Origin of the sequence: Pseudomonas sp. AM4(2022), assembly GCF_036346515.1 — a bacterium.
Classification (GTDB): Bacteria; Pseudomonadota; Gammaproteobacteria; order Pseudomonadales; family Pseudomonadaceae; genus Aquipseudomonas; species Aquipseudomonas paracarnis.
The window spans coordinates 163,407-179,368 of the sequence record NZ_JAOTNW010000012.1; the positions used below are offsets into that span (position 1 = coordinate 163,407).

Genomic DNA, 15,962 nt, shown 5'->3' on the forward strand with positions numbered 1-15,962 from the left:
AAACCCCGCTGATGCGGGGTTTTTTATGTGGGCGCGTTCATCACCTTTTGTAGGAGCGAGCTTGCTCGCGAAGAACGTCAACGGTAACGCGTGCTTCCTGGATAAACGCTGTGCCTGTGAGTTTTTCGCGAGCAAGTTCGCTCCTACAAAAAGCCTGTCAGGGCAGCCCGCACGGTTTTTTAAAGGGCGAACTGCGCGAAGCTCACACCCGCACCGGCGGGGCGTACGTCCTTCAAGAACGAGTCCTTATCCGCGCTTAGCTCCAGGGTAATCTCCGGCTTGCGTTTGCCCGCATTGCGTACCACCAGCCCTTCGAGTTTTTCACGCAGGAACACCGTCGGCACCTTCAGGTGCAGCAACTGGTCGGTGTCGGCGTTGTGCATCAACAGGTGGATCCACTCGTATTGGCCCACGGCAATACGCCCCACCGGCAGGTCGAACCACCAGATGTTGCGTTTGCGGTCCAGGTCGGTGAAGTGGCAGTTGTTGACGCCGAGTACGGCACCGCCCAGTTCCTGGTTTCTGCGGGCAATGGCCTGTGCTTTATTGAGTTTCATAACCTTCCTACGGGATCTGTTATTCAGCGTTGCAGCCTGAATGTGCCGGGCATTCTCGTGGGTTGGCTGCAAAACATAAAGCCAAACCTGCCGCTTTCGATGAAATGTTCACGTAAAAATAATTGAAACTCCGCCGCTGCGCTTCAGGTCAACCGCTACGTAGTGACCAAAAACCATTTGATTGTTATCAGGAGTAATACCATGAGCAGCACTTCCGATAAGGTAAAGGGCTTGGCGAACGAAGCTGTCGGTAACATCAAGCAAGGCGTCGGTAAAGTCACAGACAACGACAAACTGCGTGCTGAAGGCGTGATCCAAGAGAAAGAAGGCGAAGCGCAGCAAGCAGTGGGCAAGACCAAGGACGCAGTGAAAAAAGCCACTGAGTAACACGTCCTGGCTGGCTGACCCCAGCAGCCCGACGGCCATCCACGGATGGCCGTTTTTGTATCTGAAGGTGCAACTAAACTTTCGAAATTGTTTCAAAGTCGCCAAATGGGCTACTTTGATGTAGAAAACGGCCCCTGAGTCGCCCACGAACTCAATCTCTTTGCGGCGAAAGGAGACGCTATGCTTTTTCCGGTACTCGATGGTCTCAAGCTGCACAAGGTGCTGGTACGCACCGTCAAGGAATTCGTCGATGACGAGATGCCTACCTACGCCTCGGCACTGGCCTACCAGATGCTGTTCTCGTTGTTTCCGTTCCTGCTGTTTCTCATTGCCCTGATCGGTTTCCTGCACCTGCCTGACTTCTTCACATGGCTGCGCCTGCAATCGGAGTTGGTGTTGCCTCCCCAGGCGCTGGAACAGGTCAACCCGGTGATCGATCAGTTGCAGCAGTCCAAGGGCGGCTTGCTCTCGGTGGGTATCGTCATCGCACTGTGGACAGCCTCTGCGGGCGTGCGCCTGATGATGAGCGCCATGAACGCCGCCTACGACGTGGTTGAAGGGCGGCCGATCTGGAAGCGTTTCCCGCTGTCGATTTTCTACACCGTGGGCATCGCTGGCATGCTGCTGGCCGCCGCCGCGCTGATGGTGCTGGGCCCGCAAGTCATGGAGTGGCTGGCCGGGCAGATCGGCATGCAGGAATTCGTGGTCACGCTGTGGACGATCCTGCGTTGGCCGCTGATTGTGATCTTGCTGATGTTCGCCGTGGCCCTCATGTATTACGTGATGCCGGACGTTGAGCAGGAGTTTCGCTTTATCACCCCCGGCTCCGTCTTGGCCGTGGTGGTATGGATCGTCGCCTCCCTGGGCTTTGGCTACTACGTCAAGACCTTCGCGGACTACAACGCCATGTATGGCAGCATCGGTGCGATCATTGTCTTGCTCCTGTATTTCTACATCTCTGCCGCCGTACTGCTGCTGGGCGCGGAGATGAACGCGGTGATCGAGCACATGTCCGCCGAGGGCAAGGACCCCGGTGAGAAGGAAATAGGCGAGCCGGGCCACACCGATGAAAAACAACATGTCTCAGGCCTAGGCCGGGACCACTCCAAGCCCATGACTGAGCCTGAACAATGATCCGTGAAATCCTGAAAATGGGCGACGAGCGCCTGCTGCGTATCGCCCCGCCGGTACCGCCGGAGATGTTCGACAGCCCCGAGTTGTGGCAACTGATCGACGATATGTTCCAGACCATGGAGCACGTGGGCGGCGTTGGCCTGGCCGCGCCGCAGATTGGGGTGGACCTGCAACTGGTGATCTTCGGTTTCGAGGCCAGCGAACGCTACCCGGACGCGCCGCCGGTGCCGCAGACCATCCTGATCAACCCGCTGATCACACCGCTCAGCCCGGTGCTGGAAGAGGGCTATGAAGGTTGCCTGTCAGTGCCCGGCCTGCGCGGCGCCGTGAACCGTTACCAGCACATCCGCTACGAAGGGTTCGACCCCAAGGGCGAGCCGATCGTACGTTTTGCCGACGGCTTCCATGCGCGGGTGGTGCAGCATGAGTGCGACCATTTGATTGGCCGGCTGTACCCGTCGCGGATTACCGATTTCAGCAAATTCGGGTTTATTGAAGTGATGTTCCCGGAGCTGGACCCAACGGCTGACGAATAGCCCTTCTGACACACCCACAGTTCAACTGTGGGAGCTGGCTTGCCTGCGATAGCGGTGTATCTGTCACAGATAGATTGGCTGGCCCACCGCCATCGCAGGCAAGCCAGCTCCCACATGGGTTCAGTGTTTATCCTGGGCATTGAGCCCCATCGCAATCATCGGCTTATTGCGCTTGTAACGCACCAGCCGTTCACTCAGCGATTGCGGCAAAACCGTGTCCTGGCTGAACCCCATGCGTTGATATAACCGTTCCAGGTCCGGATGGCACAGCAACCAAACCGTCCCCTCACAACTTGCCACGGCCTCGCCAATCAGTCGCGCTGCCAGCCTCTGGCCACGATAAGTCGGCGCCACAAACACCCCCGTGAGCCACTGCCCGCCCACCACCGGGCTCAGGCACAAGCCGGCCACGATCTCGCCATCTCGCACTACCCACAAACGGCCGCCCTTGAGCGCCTTCATCGATGAATTGTGGCTGCGGTAAAACTTGTTTAGCAGTGGCCACAGAGGCTCGGCCAGCGGTTCGATGTGCAATGGGGGCATGGGATTCAGACAAGCGTTATCCAGGGCAGGGGATTATAAGCGCCTTCTGCCGGGCAATAGGTGGTATACCCAGTGCTACATCCCCTGTTAGTGGAGCATGCATCATGGCCAAAGGTATGGATTCAAAGAAAGCCGCGAAGAAAAAACCGGCAAAGACCGCGGATGAAAAACGCGCGGACAAGAAGACCAAAAAATCCGAAGCAGGCCTGTTCGGTCACTGAGTTACAAGCTTAGAACCAAACGATCTGCAAGATTTTCCCGCCTCATTGCACAGAGCAGGAAACACCTGCTCTGAGCTGCCGATGGCCAATTACCTTGATCCGACCCAACGCCGGGAAATCGAAGCCCTGGCGACGACCTTTGTGGCAAGAACGGAGTGGCCGACCTGGCTGCTGTTGATCGGCGTATATGCCGGCTGGTTCGCGGTGATCCTTGGCAGCCGGTGGCTGGGCCTGTGGCTGAGCATGTTGCTGCTGATACCGCTGGTGACCCTGTGGCTATCGGTGCAGCACGAATTGCTTCACGGCCACCCGACCCGTTCGTTATGGCTGAATAAACTCCTCGGCTATGCCCCTTTCGCGGTGTGGTATCCCTACACGCTGTACCGCGACAGCCACCTGTTGCACCATAACGACCACGACCTGACCCTACCGGGCATCGACCCGGAAAGCCGCTACCTCAATCAACAGCAATGGAACAACAGCTCGCTGTTCGAACGTGGCGTGCATTGGCTGACCAAGACCGTGCTTGGCCGCTTCCTGCTGGCTGCGCCGTTGGCAATTGGCCGGTTGGCACGTCACGAGTTTCAACGCCTGCCCCAGGTATGGCCGATGTGGCTGGCCCACGGCGCCGTCACTGTGCTGATGCTGAGTTTCATCGCCTACTACAGCGCGCTTGCGGTGTGGCATTACCTGCTGCTGGTCAGCGTGCCAGCCTTGTCCCTGGCCTCGATCCGTTCCTACTATGAGCACCGCCCCCATCCCCGGCCGGAACAGCGCACAGTGCTCAACGAAGCGTCCTGGCCCTGGGCCTGGCTGTTTCTCAACAACAATCTGCACCTGGTACACCACGATCTGCCAAAGTTGCCGTGGTACCTGCTGCCCAGGGTGTACCGTGCCCGGCGCGAGCAGTGGCTGGCGCGCAGCGGTGGTTTCCTGGTGCAGGGCTACGGCCAGTTGATCAGCCGTCACGGCCTCAAGGCCATCGACAGTCCCCGGCACCCGTTTGCCTGAGAGACGACCATGAGTGAGCACTACGCCGACCTGCGCATGTACGTTGCGCCCGAGCCCATCCAGCAGGCCAATCAACACTGGCTGGCGCGCATCCTTGAGCGCTTGAAGCTGCATCGTGTTAACGCCGACCACCTCGACTTGCCCGGCCTGTGGCTAGCGCCGCAATTGCTTTTCACCCAAACCTGCGGCTACCCGCTGATGACCCAACTGCGCGGCCAGGTGCGCATCATTGGGCGCCCCCGTTACGAGTTGGCCCACAGCAGCCACGGCGAACATTGCAGCCTGCTGTTGACCCGCGCTGACAACCCGCGTACCCGCCTGGCGCAGTTCTACCGCAGTCGTGGCGTGATCAACGACCACAACTCCAACAGCGGCATGAATCTGCTGCGTCACTGTCTGGCGCCGTTGCAGCGCGACGGGCGGTTCTTCGCCAGCGTCGGCATCAGCGGCGCCCACCGCGAGAGCTTGCGCTGGCTGCGTGAAGACTGTGCCGACCTCGCCGCCATCGACAGCGTCACCTACGACTACCTCGCCCGATTCGCCCCCGAAGAGGTCGCGGGCCTGCGCGTCATCGCCCACAGCGCGCCGAGCCCGACTTTGCCCTACATAGGCGCGCTGGGCTTGAGCGACGCGCAGGTGGCGCAGATTCGTGAGGCGATGAACCTGGCGTTGCAGGACCTGCCGCAGGTGACGCAAACCTTGGGTGTGCAAGCCGTGCTCCCTGCCAGCGAAGACGACTATCAGGTGGTGTTGGATTACCAACGGCAGGCCGCCAGCGCCGGCTATCCAAAACTTCAATAAGGTTATATAAAAATGCATTTTAAATATTATTAAAGCATAAGAAGCCTTGCTAGGATCGCTCTACCGGAACACCGGACATACCGCGCAACCTACTCAGAAGGAGCCACTATGTCCGGCGCCGATAGTGCTCACAGCAACTACGTGGGCTCACTGTTTCGCATTCATTACCCTTGGCTGTGCAGCCGCTTGCACCGCTACCTCAACTCCCGTGCCCACGCCGAAGACATCGCCGTCGACGCCTTTGTCCAGCTCCTGAGTGCACCTCAGTTAACGCCGATACGACAGCCCCGCGCATTGCTTACCACCATTGCCCAGCGCCTGGTGTACGAGGTGTGGCGCCGGCGTGACCTGGAGCGTGCCTACCTCGCTGCGCTGGATGACGATGCAGCCTGCGCCGAGGATCGGGCCCAGGTACTCGAAGCCCTGCAAGCCATCGATCTATTACTCGACCGCTTGCCGGCCAAGATCAAGACGACGTTCCTGTTGTCCCGCGTCAACGGCCTGACGTACCCCCAGATCGCCGCCGAACTGGGGATTTCCCAGCGCTCGGTCAGTGACTACATGGCCCGCGCCGTTACCGGACTTGAATCCCACACTGACGGTGCTCACTTTGAATCTGAATCGAACCACCCAGAGGCGACTTATGAAAGCAATCAAACACCTGTTGGGCAGCGCGCTGCTGGCATTGGCGGTACTGGCGCAACCCGCCTCGGCGGCCGAACCTTCCACGCTGCGCATCGGCTACCAGAAAAGCTCGGTCAGCATGGTGCTCGCCCGTGAGCATAAGCTCTTCGAAGCGGCGCTGCCCGGTACACAGGTGCAGTGGACCGAATTCCTCGGTGGCCCGCCGCTGATCGAAGCGCTTAACGCAGGCAGCCTGGACATTGGCAATATTGGCGATATCCCGCCGATCTTCGCCCAGGCGGCCGGGATCGACTTGCAGTATTTTGCCGTCGAGCCCAACGAGGGCAAGGCCGAAGCAGTGCTGGTACCCAAGGCCAGTACCGTGCAGAACGTGGCCGAACTCAAGGGCAAGCGCGTGGCATTGCTCAAAGGCTCCAGTGCGCACAACCTGTTTCTCAAGAGCCTGCTGCGCGCGGGGTTGCAGTGGAAGGATGTGAACGTGGTGTACCTGTCGCCTTCCGACGGCCGTGCCGCGTTCGAACAAGGCAAGGTGGACGCCTGGGTCGTGTGGGACCCGTACTATTCGGCCGCCGTGATCGACGGCTCGGCACGCGTACTGCGGGACGGGCAAGGGTTGAACCCCGCGGGCAGTTTCTTCGTGGTCAACCACCCGTTTGCCAAGCAGCACCCAGAGGCCATCGCCACGATTATCCAGACGCTTGGCAAGGCGCAGCGCCTGTCGCTTGATCAGCCCGACGCGAGCATCACGCTGATGGCCGGCACCCTGGGCTTGCAACCGGCAGTGGTCAAAAGCTACTTCGAACATCGCTCGCCTGAGCCGATCCGCCCCTTGGAAGCCATCGACATCGCCAACCAGCAACGCACCGCCGACTTGTTTTTTGCCAACGGCCTGATCCCGAAAAAAGTCGATGTGCAGCAGGCTGTCTTCAAGCCCCTTGACCTTCCATGAGTCAGACCCCTGAACCGAACAGTGTGGGAGCTGGCTTGCCTGCGATACAGACACCTCGGTGTATCAGTTGGGCCGAGGTGAGGCTATCGCAGGCAAGCCAGCTCCCACCTGTTTAGATCGCGGCCAGGGTTTCTTTGAGTGTCTCGGCTGGCGAAGCAGTGGCCTTCGCCGCTACCTGCTGTTGTTGCTGCTCCTTCAAGCGCTCGGCCACTTGCTTGGCGATGGCGTCTTGTTTTTCCTGGGGTAGCGCCTGCACTTGTTCTTCGGTCAGCCCTTGTTCCTTGAGCAACTGTTCACGAATACGTTCGGCTGGGGTCTTGCTCATGTATTCGGTGAACTCGGTACGCGCCCCATTAGTTGTGGCCTGTAACTGCACGCGGGTCTTGGCGAAGGCTTCGTCGATGCGATCGCTGACCTTGTCCAATTCCCTCTGCGCGGCGGGCACTGTCACGCTGTGTTGCGCAGCCTGCAGGGCGCCGCTGTACAGCGCACTGGCGGCGGCGTTGGCGGGGTCCATGTCGGGTCGCGTGATCTGTTGCACGTTCGACGCCGCTTGAGTGTTGTTAACCAGCATGATCGGTCACCTATGAAAACAGACGGTGCAACAGCTGGAGCAAATACTGTGCCGGTTGCCAGCCCCAGTGTTTACTGGGGCTGGAGTCGTCGGCGCGGCAAGCCTTCTCCTTGTGCGGCCAACCGTTGCCGTCAGTGAGCGATGTTCTCCAGTGCCAGGTTGCGCGTGCGCGGCCCAAACCAACTGATAGTGATCATTACGATCAGCATGCTGCTGGCGATAAACGCCAATACGCCTGGCGTGCCCAGGTGTTCGAGGATAAAGCCGATCAACAGGCTGCTGAACACCGTGGACAAACGGCTGAACGAATAACAGAACCCGACCGCTCGCGCACGGATATTGGTGGGGAACAATTCGCTCTGGTAGGAGTGATAACTGAAGCTCAGCCAGGCATTGCAGAAGGTGATCATCACCCCGCAGAAAATCAGCCCTAACGCTGTGGTTTGCAGGGCAAACAGGCTGCCGAAGATCACTGCACCCAGGGCTGAGCCGACGATCTGCCATTTGTTTTCAAAGCGGTTGGCCACCTTGACGAACAACAGCGGGCCCAGCGGGTAGGCGAGGGTGATGATGAAGGCGTAGAGCAGGCTGTGGGTCACGCTGACACCCTGGCCCGAGAGCAAGGCCGGCAGCCAGTTGCCAAAGCCGAAGAAGCCGATGGCCTGGAACACATGGAACACGATCAGCATCAAGGCACGGCGACGGTAGGGCGGCTGCCAGATATCGGCGAAACGGCCACTGCCCTGCACGCTGATGGCTTCGGGCTCCGGCGTGTCCAGCGGCTTGCCGTGATCCTTTTGGCAGCGTGCCTCCAGGTTGTTCAGGATCGCGTCGGCCTCTTCGAAGCGTCCCTTTTGTGCAAGCCAGCGCGGTGACTCCGGCAGGCGCTTGCGCAGTTGCCAGATAAACAGCGCAAACACGGCACTTGAGAGCACCACCCAGCGCCAGCCCGCGATACCGAACGGCGCTTGTGGCACCAGCCACCACGACATCAACGCCACGGCGGGCACTGACAGAAACTGGATAAAAAACGCAAAGGCAAATGCCGAGCTGCGCATACGCTTGGGCACCAGCTCCGAAAGGTAGGCATCAATGGTCACCAGTTCGATGCCCAAGCCGATGCCTACCAGAAAGCGCATGCAGATAATGCCCAAGGCCGAGGTTTGAATGCCCATCAACACCGTGGCCACGGTGTACCAGACCAACGCAAAGGTAAAAATCGCGCGTCGCCCGAAGCGGTCGGCGATGGGGCTGAGCAGGCTGGCGCCGAGGAACAGGCCCAGGAATGTGGCCGAGGCGAAAGCGGCCTGGTCCGAGAAGCCGAACACGCCTTCGCTGCCGGTATGAAAAATCCCGTCGCTGATCAGGCCAGGGCTGATATAGGCGGTTTGGAACAGGTCATACAGCTCGAAAAAACCGCCAATGGAGAGCAACGCCACCAGGCGCCAAATAGTGGCGACGGCGGGCAGGCGGTCGATGCGGGCGCTGATGTGGGCGGCGCGGTGGGGGGCGAGGGTGTCCGTAGCTGAGGCGGGGAGTGTGGACATGAGTAAATTCCATAGTCGGTCACCTGGAATCTTAGCTGGCTAACGGAAAGCGGTGTTTGTTAAGTTGCGGACGGTAGCCCGTACATTCGCCGATTAATTGCGCGCGGCGCCTCTGTTTCAGAGGTTTATAAGGCTGTCCTGCCGAAGGTTGCTATCGGCAGGCAGCTTCTGGCGGGAGTGGGGCCCTCCCGCTGCGTGGATGTTCTAGACGTGCTTGAAGTCCTCAACCTTATAAGCGCCTTGGGTGAAGCTCATCTTCTTTTGAGGGTCTTGTGCGTTTTGCGCCTCAAAGTGGAGGGACGCTGACAGAATATTGCCTTGCAGTTGCAATACGGTGAATTTGCCACTGGTTGCCATATAGTTGCCGGACTCGCCTTGTCGCGTGTCGTCAAACTCAAGCCTTACTTTTTTATCACTCCCCGTTGCATCGATGTCGTAGGTCTCACCTGCCTTGATATTCTGGTCGATGCTCATTTTTATCAAGCCTGAGCCGGACATGATTCCTACTGTCGAATTGAAACCTGACTCTCCGTTCAAATGGGCGACAAAGGACGTGACAAAGGTGGCATCCCATCCAGCGATTACGCCGGAAATTTTATCGTTATCACCGATCTTCTTGCTCATGGCCGCTTCTCCATATCCAGGGATGAGCAAGGCATTGCCCTTGCTCTGGCTTATGAATAGGTGAAGATGAAAAACAGGTCTACTGTCAAATATGACAGGTGGCGGTAGTTTTCAGACCGATGGTGATGACCATCGGCCTGAGGCCCAATAGCCCGCTCAGTCATGGCCGTCGAGAGCGAAGGATTTGAAACCGGCGTGCTGGCTGAGGCGTTGGTAATAGGCCGCGATGGCGGGGTAGGGTGGCCGCTCCATGGGTGTCATCTGCCACCGATGTACCGAAAGGCCTATCAAGATGTCAGCGAGGCTGAACTCTTCGCCGGCGACGTAGGCGCCGGTCTTGGTCAACTGTTGTTCTAGCAAGGCCATCTTGTCATTCCAGGCCTGCACGCCCGCCTGGATGCGTTGCGGGTCCTGATAGTCCGGGTTCTTACGCACCAGTGCGTGGAACGCATAGCCCCACGAAGGGTTGAGTTCGGTGGCTTGCCAGTCCATCCACTGTTCGACCCGTGCACGCAAGGCAGGCTCAACGGGTAGCAAGTCATGGCGCTGATAGAGTCCGACAAGGTAGCGGCAGATGGTGTTGGATTCCCACAGTACGCCATGGTCGTCGATCAGCACCGGCACCTGAGCGTTGGGGTTCAAGGCAAGAAAATCGGGGGATTGGGTAGGCTTGAAACCGATGCCCCAATCTTCGCGCACGTAGTCGATGCCCAGTTCCTGGCAGGTCCAGAGTACTTTGCGCACGTTGATGGAGGAGGTGCGACCCAAGATTTTCAGTGAATGGCCCATGGTGCTTCCCTGGCATTTGGAGAATGACCAATCTAGCAGGGGCCGGGCACGACGGCGAGGGTATGAAGCGGGCACGGTCGAAAATGTGGGAGCTGGCTTGCCTCAGCAGCGTGGTGTGTGCTGGTCCATGGCCTTGCCCATCAGCAATACGCTCAACTCGCTCAATTGATGAATGGCCAGGGCCACATCACGGTGTTTGCCGGTGAGGTCATCGGACAGGTCGAGCAGGAGGGTGCTGACGGAGCAGACGGTTTCGTAGCTGTTGGTCAGTAAAGATTCGAGAGAGCTATCAGGGATGACGGTGAAAAGCGTGTGCGTGGGATGGATGCTTTGCATTGTTGAAATACCTGTTTTGGGCTGATACCTCATCGCTACTAAACGAGGGGTGGCAGCTGTACGCAGGTTAGTAGACCGGTATCCCACACAAACCCGGCGCACCCGAAGGCGCCCTGCGCACAGCCACCATCAAGCATCGGTAGGCTCATGCATCTTGTGTGAGGAAGCTCAGGCTACTAAACCCGATCACCGAGAAATTCAGCGACCGGCAAACCTTAAAGACCGCTACCGAGGCGCACAAGCCGGCGGATTCTGACGTAAGCGTAGGCAGCGGAGCAAGGCGCTTAGTGCAATGTCAGGCACTTCCTACAGGCATCCCACAGCGTTCTGACTGCTCTTACACGATTACGTAGGAATTCTGAGTTTCAGGTGGGTCAGTTAAAGATTGATTGACTGACCCACCGCCTTCGCGAGCAAGCCCGCTCCCACAGGGGATCTGTGCCAGGCGCTGATTCTGTTGACACTACATGGCCAATGTGGGAGCTGGCTTACCTGCGATGGCGGTGGGTCAGGCCACGATATGCCGACTGATCCAATGCCATCGCAGGTAAGCCAGCTCCCACATTGATTGCGTTCGGCTCGACGCTCAGGTGCTCTCGCGCACCTGCAATTCAAACCCCATATCCATTACTGGCTTGGCCACCTTGTTGCCCGCCATGATCGTCAGCAAATGCTCCGCCGCCCGGCGCCCGATGGCTTCCCGTGGCGTGCTGATGCTACTCAGGCGCGGCACCATGAATGACGAGGCGGGTAGGTCGTTGAAGCCCAGCACCGCCACACGTTCAGGCACCTTGATGCCATGGCGCAGGGCTTCGAGCAGGGCGCCCTGGGCCAGGTCGTCGTTGCCGAAGAAGATCGCGTCCACATCCGGATGCGCTGCCAGCAATTGCAGGAACAGTTCGCCGCCCAGGCCCACGGAGGAGGGACGTGGTGTCAAAAGCTCCAGCGCCGGGTCGTACATGCCCGCCTGCTGCAAGGCGCGGCGGAAACCTTCGCCGCGCAACAATGTGCGCTGATCCAACTGCGCGCCGATATAGGCCAGGCGCTTGCGCCCCCGGGACAGTAAATGTGCCGCTGCTGTTTCTCCGGCAGCCAGTTGCGAGAAACCCACGCAGTTCACGCCGGCATTGGGGTCCAGATCCATCATGTACACACAAGGCACATTGCTGGCCTCGACCATTCGTCGCGCGCTTTCGGTGCGATCAAACCCTGTCAGCAGCAACCCCCGCGGCTGATAGGCCATGTAGTTGCGCAACAGATCTTCTTCTTCATCGCGCGAATAATGGGAGTTGCCGATCAGTACTTCAAAGCCCTTGGGCCGCAGTACCTGATGGATAGCTTCCAGGGTTTCGATAAACAGCAGGTTGGACAGTGACGGCACCAGCACCACCACCGAATGGCTCTGCGCCGAGGCCAGGGCGCGGGCGGCGGGGTTGACCACGTAGCTCAGTTCGGCGGCGGCCTGTTGCACCTTTTCTACCAGCTCCGTGGCGACCGTGCTGATACCGCGCAAAGCACGGGAGGCGGTAATCGGGCTGACGCCAGCCAGGCGGGCGACTTCGTTCAAGGTGGGGCGACCCGTTGTGCGGGTATTTTTATCGTTCTTAGAGGTCATCAGGCAGCTTGCCAAACAAAAATCGAGGCACTAAGGTAGCGCTGTCTCCAAAGGGCTGCAAATTCTTGGATAAAGGGTTGCCTGATCCTGTCCAGCTCTTGAAGTCAATCTGTTGGAACGGATGCACGCGTCACTCCATAAAAATGACAAGTCGGCGCGGGAAAAGCCTGTTTTTGCACTAGCCTTACGCTATGCAAAGGTAGCGCTATCTGCGTCCTGAGGTGTTTCATGAGTCAACCTGTTACCGCCCTGGTCATCATGGGTGTTTCCGGCTGTGGCAAGTCCAGCGTCAGCCAAGCCCTGTGCGCCCTTAACGGCGCCACTGCCATTGAAGGCGACAGCTTTCACCCTGCCGCGAACATCGAAAAGATGAGCGCCGGCCACCCCCTCAACGACGACGACCGCGCCGGCTGGCTCGATATCCTGTGCGATGAACTGCGCCGCGCGTTGAAAGCGGGCGAGCATCCTGTACTGACCTGTTCGGCCCTGAAGAAAAAATACCGTGACCACCTGCGCGAAGCTGCGCCGGGCCTGGGCTTTGTCTTCCTGGAGCTGACCCGCGAAGTCGCTGCCGACCGCGTGTCTCACCGCCCCGGCCATTTCATGCCGGCAAGCCTGATCGACAGCCAGTTCGCCACCCTTGAATCGCCCAAGGGCGAGCCGCTGACCCTGGCCTTGAACGCCAGTGAAGACAGCGTCGAGGAGCTGGCCGCGCAAACCCATACCTGGTGGCGCAAGCACGGCTTTGAACCTACTCATTAATTTTTTGCCGGAAAAGATAGCGCTATCCCCGGCAGGAAGTTCAACACCCGCTTTAATAACAACAACAAACAGGAGAGACCCCCCATGTTTGGCATGTCCCACGAGTCTTACCTGCTGCTAGATGCAGTAGTCACTATCATCGGGTTGATCGTACTGATCACCAAGTTCAAGGTGCACCCGTTCATTGCACTGATCATCGCGGCCGGTTTCCTCGGCCTGACCTCGGGCATGCCCGTGGACAAGATCATCAAGGCGTTCCAGGACGGTTTCGGCGGGGTGCTCGGCTTTGTCGGCATCATTCTCGCGCTGGGCACAATGCTCGGCAAGATGATGGCCGAGTCCGGCGGTGCCGATCAGATCGCCCAGACCCTGATCCGCGCCTTCGGCAAAGAGAAGGTCCAGTGGGCCATGATGTTCGCCGCGTTCCTGGTGGGCATCCCGCTGTTCTTCGAGATCGGCTTTGTGTTGCTGATCCCGCTGGTGTTTATCGTCGCCCGGCGTACCGGCGTGTCGCTGATCAAGATCGGCATCCCGCTGCTGGCCGGTCTGTCGGCAGTGCACGGCCTGGTGCCACCGCATCCAGGCCCGCTGCTGGCCATCGGCGTGTTCGGCGCCGATATCGGCAAGACCATCCTGTACGGCCTGATCGTTGCACTGCCGACCGCCATCATCGCCGGCCCGATCTTCGGTACGTTCATCGCCAAGTACATCCCGGGCAACCCGTCCCAGGAATTGGTGGACCAACTGGCCCGCGAAACCGATAACAAATCGCTGCCAAGCTTCAGCATCACCCTGGTCACCGTGCTGCTGCCGGTGTTCCTGATGCTACTCAAAACCTTTGCCGACATCGCGTTTGCCGAAGGCAACGTGGTACGCAACTGGATGGACATGATTGGCCACCCGATCACCGCACTGTTGCTGGCTTTGCTGTTGTCGCTGTACACCTTTGGCCATCGCCAGGGCATCCACTCCAAGCAGATCCTCAAGTTGCTCGACGCAAGCCTCGCGCCGACCGCCGCGATCATCCTGATCATCGGCGCCGGTGGTGGTTTCAAGCAGATGCTGGTGACCAGCGGCGTGGGTGACGTGATCGGCCATATGGCGGTAAACGCGCAGATCAACCCGATCCTGCTGGCGTGGCTGGTGGCAGCGGTGATTCGGATTGCCACCGGTTCGGCGACGGTTGCGACCATTACCGGCGCAGGCATTGTGGTGCCGGTGGTGGGCATGATCCCAGGCGTCAACCGCGAGTTGCTGGTGCTGGCGACCGGCGCGGGTTCGTTGATCCTGTCTCACGTCAACGATGCGGGGTTCTGGCTGGTCAAGCAGTACTTCAACATGACCGTGGCCGAGACGTTCAAGACCTGGACGGCGATGGAGACCATTCTGTCGATCGTGGCGCTGATCTTCATCATGTTGCTGTCGTTGGTGGTGTAACAGGCACCGCAAAACAAATGTGGGAGCTGGCTTGCCTGCGATAGCATCACCTCGGTACATCTGAAACACCGAGGTGTCTGCATCGCAGGCAAGCCAGCTCCCACATTGATTGGGTTTCTTCAGGTGGATCAGGTCAGGCTTTGCTGACCAACCCATCCGCCCTGAACATCCCGCGAATCCCGCGCACGGCCTGGCGAATCCGGTCCTGGTTTTCGATCAGCGCAAAGCGCACATGGTCGTCGCCATACTCACCAAAGCCGATCCCCGGCGACACACACACCTTCGCTTCCAATAGCAGTTTCTTGGCAAACTCCAGCGAGCCCATGGCGGCATACTGCTCGGGAATCTTGGCCCAGACGTACATCGACGCCTTCGGATTCTCCACCATCCAGCCCAGCTCATGCAGGCCTTTGACCAGTACATTGCGACGCTGGCGGTACTGCTCGGCGATGTCTTTGACGCACTGTTGGTCGCCTTCCAGCGCCGCAATCGCCGCCACTTGCAGCGGGGTGAAGGTGCCGTAGTCGTGGTAGCTCTTGATGCGTGCCAGGGCGTTGACCAGTTCCGGGTTGCCCACCATGAAGCCGATGCGCCAGCCGGCCATGTTGTAGCTCTTGGACAGGGTGAAAAACTCCACCGCAATGTCCTTGGCGCCGGGCACTTGCATGATCGAGGGGGCTTTCCAGCCGTCGTAGACGATGTCGGCGTAGGCCAGGTCGTGAACCACCAGCACGTCGTACTGCTTGGCCAGGGCGATCACCCGTTCGAAGAAGTCCAGTTCCACGCACTGCGCGGTCGGGTTGGACGGGAAGCCGAGGATCATCATCTTCGGCTTGGGGATCGAGCCGCGAATCGCGCGCTCCAGCTCAGCGAAGAAATCCACGCCCGGTATCAGCGGCACCGAACGTACCTGGGCGCCTGCAATCACTGCGCCGTAGATATGAATCGGGTAGCTGGGGTTGGGCACCAGCACGGTATCGCCCTGGTCCAGGGTGGCCAGCATCAAGTGCGCCAGGCCTTCCTTGGAGCCGATGGTCACGATGGCTTCGGACTCAGGGTCGATATCCACCGCGTAACGGTCCTTGTACCAGCGCGAAATCGCCCGGCGCAGGCGCGGAATGCCTTTGGAGGTGGAGTAGCCGTGGGTGTCTTCACGCTGCGCGACGGTGACCATTTTCTCCACGATATGAGGAGGCGTGGCGCCGTCAGGGTTACCCATGCTCAAGTCGATGATGTCTTCGCCGCGCCGACGCGCAGCCATCTTCAGCTCGGCAGTGATATTGAATACATACGGGGGGAGTCGATCTATGCGCGCAAAGCGGCGCGGCGAACCTTGGTCTGCCATTGTTGCCTCGAGGTACGTAAGCGCCCGGAACCGTCCGAGCGACGTCGGCCACTGCGGTGGCCTGCGGGGCAGACAATACGGGCGATGATGGCCAGTTGTCCAGATGCGTAGGAAATTTTTCTACATGGAGTACAACGCGGATATGCCCC

Annotated in this window: 18 protein-coding genes; 9 read left to right on the forward strand and 9 right to left on the reverse strand. The window is 59.3% G+C overall.

All coding sequences use genetic code 11. The features are described 5' to 3' along the window. Nucleotides 1-179: 179 nt before the first annotated feature. Complete coding sequence (locus ODQ19_RS18070) at nucleotides 180-557, reverse strand: hypothetical protein (protein WP_003193739.1); 378 nt, start codon at nucleotides 555-557, stop codon at nucleotides 180-182. A gap of 201 nt (nucleotides 558-758) precedes the next feature. On the opposite strand from ODQ19_RS18070, the gene ODQ19_RS18075 reads away from it, so the two are divergent. From ODQ19_RS18075 to def, 3 genes are all read left to right on the forward strand, one after another. Then, nucleotides 759-944 (forward strand): CsbD family protein, encoded by a 186-nt coding sequence (locus ODQ19_RS18075; RefSeq protein ID WP_330210803.1) that lies wholly within the window; start codon nucleotides 759-761, stop codon nucleotides 942-944. A gap of 180 nt (nucleotides 945-1,124) precedes the next feature. Then, complete coding sequence (locus tag ODQ19_RS18080) at nucleotides 1,125-2,078, forward strand: YihY/virulence factor BrkB family protein (RefSeq protein ID WP_003193733.1); 954 nt, start codon at nucleotides 1,125-1,127, stop codon at nucleotides 2,076-2,078. Next, nucleotides 2,075-2,614 (forward strand): peptide deformylase, encoded by a 540-nt coding sequence (gene def, locus ODQ19_RS18085; protein WP_330210804.1) that lies wholly within the window; start codon nucleotides 2,075-2,077, stop codon nucleotides 2,612-2,614. The genes ODQ19_RS18080 and def overlap by 4 nt, the downstream gene beginning before the upstream one ends. 120 nt (nucleotides 2,615-2,734) lie before the next feature. Here the strand turns inward: def and ODQ19_RS18090 are convergent, their stop codons facing one another. Beyond that, nucleotides 2,735-3,157: a GNAT family N-acetyltransferase gene (locus tag ODQ19_RS18090; RefSeq protein ID WP_330210805.1), complete on the reverse strand. Its 423-nt coding sequence runs from the start codon at nucleotides 3,155-3,157 to the stop codon at nucleotides 2,735-2,737. A gap of 302 nt (nucleotides 3,158-3,459) precedes the next feature. On the opposite strand from ODQ19_RS18090, the gene ODQ19_RS18095 reads away from it, so the two are divergent. From ODQ19_RS18095 to ODQ19_RS18110, 4 genes are all read left to right on the forward strand, one after another. Further along, nucleotides 3,460-4,389 carry a fatty acid desaturase gene (locus ODQ19_RS18095; RefSeq protein ID WP_330210806.1) on the forward strand — a complete coding sequence of 310 codons (930 nt, stop codon included), beginning with the start codon at nucleotides 3,460-3,462 and terminating at the stop codon, nucleotides 4,387-4,389. Nucleotides 4,390-4,398: 9 nt separating this feature from the next. Then, nucleotides 4,399-5,190 (forward strand): phosphate/phosphite/phosphonate ABC transporter substrate-binding protein, encoded by a 792-nt coding sequence (locus ODQ19_RS18100; protein ID WP_330210807.1) that lies wholly within the window; start codon nucleotides 4,399-4,401, stop codon nucleotides 5,188-5,190. A gap of 108 nt (nucleotides 5,191-5,298) precedes the next feature. Then, nucleotides 5,299-5,970, forward strand: coding sequence for a sigma-70 family RNA polymerase sigma factor (locus tag ODQ19_RS18105; protein WP_256660440.1), 672 nt, complete (start codon nucleotides 5,299-5,301; stop codon nucleotides 5,968-5,970). Next, entirely contained in the window at nucleotides 5,876-6,784 is a 909-nt protein-coding gene (locus tag ODQ19_RS18110) for an aliphatic sulfonate ABC transporter substrate-binding protein (protein ID WP_256660441.1), read from the forward strand. Before ODQ19_RS18105 ends, ODQ19_RS18110 begins: the two co-directional genes overlap by 95 nt. Before the next feature lie 112 nt (nucleotides 6,785-6,896). Here ODQ19_RS18110 and ODQ19_RS18115 read toward each other — a convergent pair whose 3' ends face one another. The 6 genes from ODQ19_RS18115 to ODQ19_RS18140 form a co-directional block, all read right to left on the reverse strand. Continuing rightward, nucleotides 6,897-7,358, reverse strand: coding sequence for a hypothetical protein (locus tag ODQ19_RS18115; RefSeq protein WP_330210808.1), 462 nt, complete (start codon nucleotides 7,356-7,358; stop codon nucleotides 6,897-6,899). A gap of 131 nt (nucleotides 7,359-7,489) precedes the next feature. Beyond that, nucleotides 7,490-8,905 carry an MFS transporter gene (locus ODQ19_RS18120; protein WP_330210809.1) on the reverse strand — a complete coding sequence of 472 codons (1,416 nt, stop codon included), beginning with the start codon at nucleotides 8,903-8,905 and terminating at the stop codon, nucleotides 7,490-7,492. 204 nt (nucleotides 8,906-9,109) lie between these two features. Then, the gene (locus ODQ19_RS18125; protein ID WP_116667859.1) at nucleotides 9,110-9,529 is read right to left on the reverse strand and encodes a hypothetical protein; all 420 of its coding nucleotides are present in this window, start codon (nucleotides 9,527-9,529) and stop codon (nucleotides 9,110-9,112) included. A 156-nt stretch (nucleotides 9,530-9,685) separates the two neighbouring features. Then, on the reverse strand, nucleotides 9,686-10,318 hold the full coding sequence (locus tag ODQ19_RS18130; RefSeq protein WP_116667860.1) for a glutathione S-transferase family protein: 633 nt from the start codon (nucleotides 10,316-10,318) through the stop codon (nucleotides 9,686-9,688). 102 nt (nucleotides 10,319-10,420) lie between these two features. Further along, nucleotides 10,421-10,654 carry a DUF6124 family protein gene (locus ODQ19_RS18135; protein ID WP_330210810.1) on the reverse strand — a complete coding sequence of 78 codons (234 nt, stop codon included), beginning with the start codon at nucleotides 10,652-10,654 and terminating at the stop codon, nucleotides 10,421-10,423. Between the two features lie 586 nt (nucleotides 10,655-11,240). Beyond that, nucleotides 11,241-12,272, reverse strand: a complete 1,032-nt coding sequence (locus ODQ19_RS18140; protein WP_330210832.1) for a LacI family DNA-binding transcriptional regulator — start codon at nucleotides 12,270-12,272, stop codon at nucleotides 11,241-11,243. A 225-nt stretch (nucleotides 12,273-12,497) separates the two neighbouring features. Between ODQ19_RS18140 and ODQ19_RS18145 the strand changes: the two genes are divergently transcribed. Next, nucleotides 12,498-13,031: a gluconokinase gene (locus ODQ19_RS18145; protein ID WP_034128504.1), complete on the forward strand. Its 534-nt coding sequence runs from the start codon at nucleotides 12,498-12,500 to the stop codon at nucleotides 13,029-13,031. An 84-nt stretch (nucleotides 13,032-13,115) separates the two neighbouring features. After that, on the forward strand, nucleotides 13,116-14,468 hold the full coding sequence (locus ODQ19_RS18150) for a GntP family permease (RefSeq protein WP_014719640.1): 1,353 nt from the start codon (nucleotides 13,116-13,118) through the stop codon (nucleotides 14,466-14,468). A 133-nt stretch (nucleotides 14,469-14,601) separates the two neighbouring features. Here ODQ19_RS18150 and alaC read toward each other — a convergent pair whose 3' ends face one another. Next, on the reverse strand, nucleotides 14,602-15,813 hold the full coding sequence (alaC, locus tag ODQ19_RS18155) for an alanine transaminase (protein WP_032895593.1): 1,212 nt from the start codon (nucleotides 15,811-15,813) through the stop codon (nucleotides 14,602-14,604). Nucleotides 15,814-15,962 lie beyond the last annotated feature (149 nt).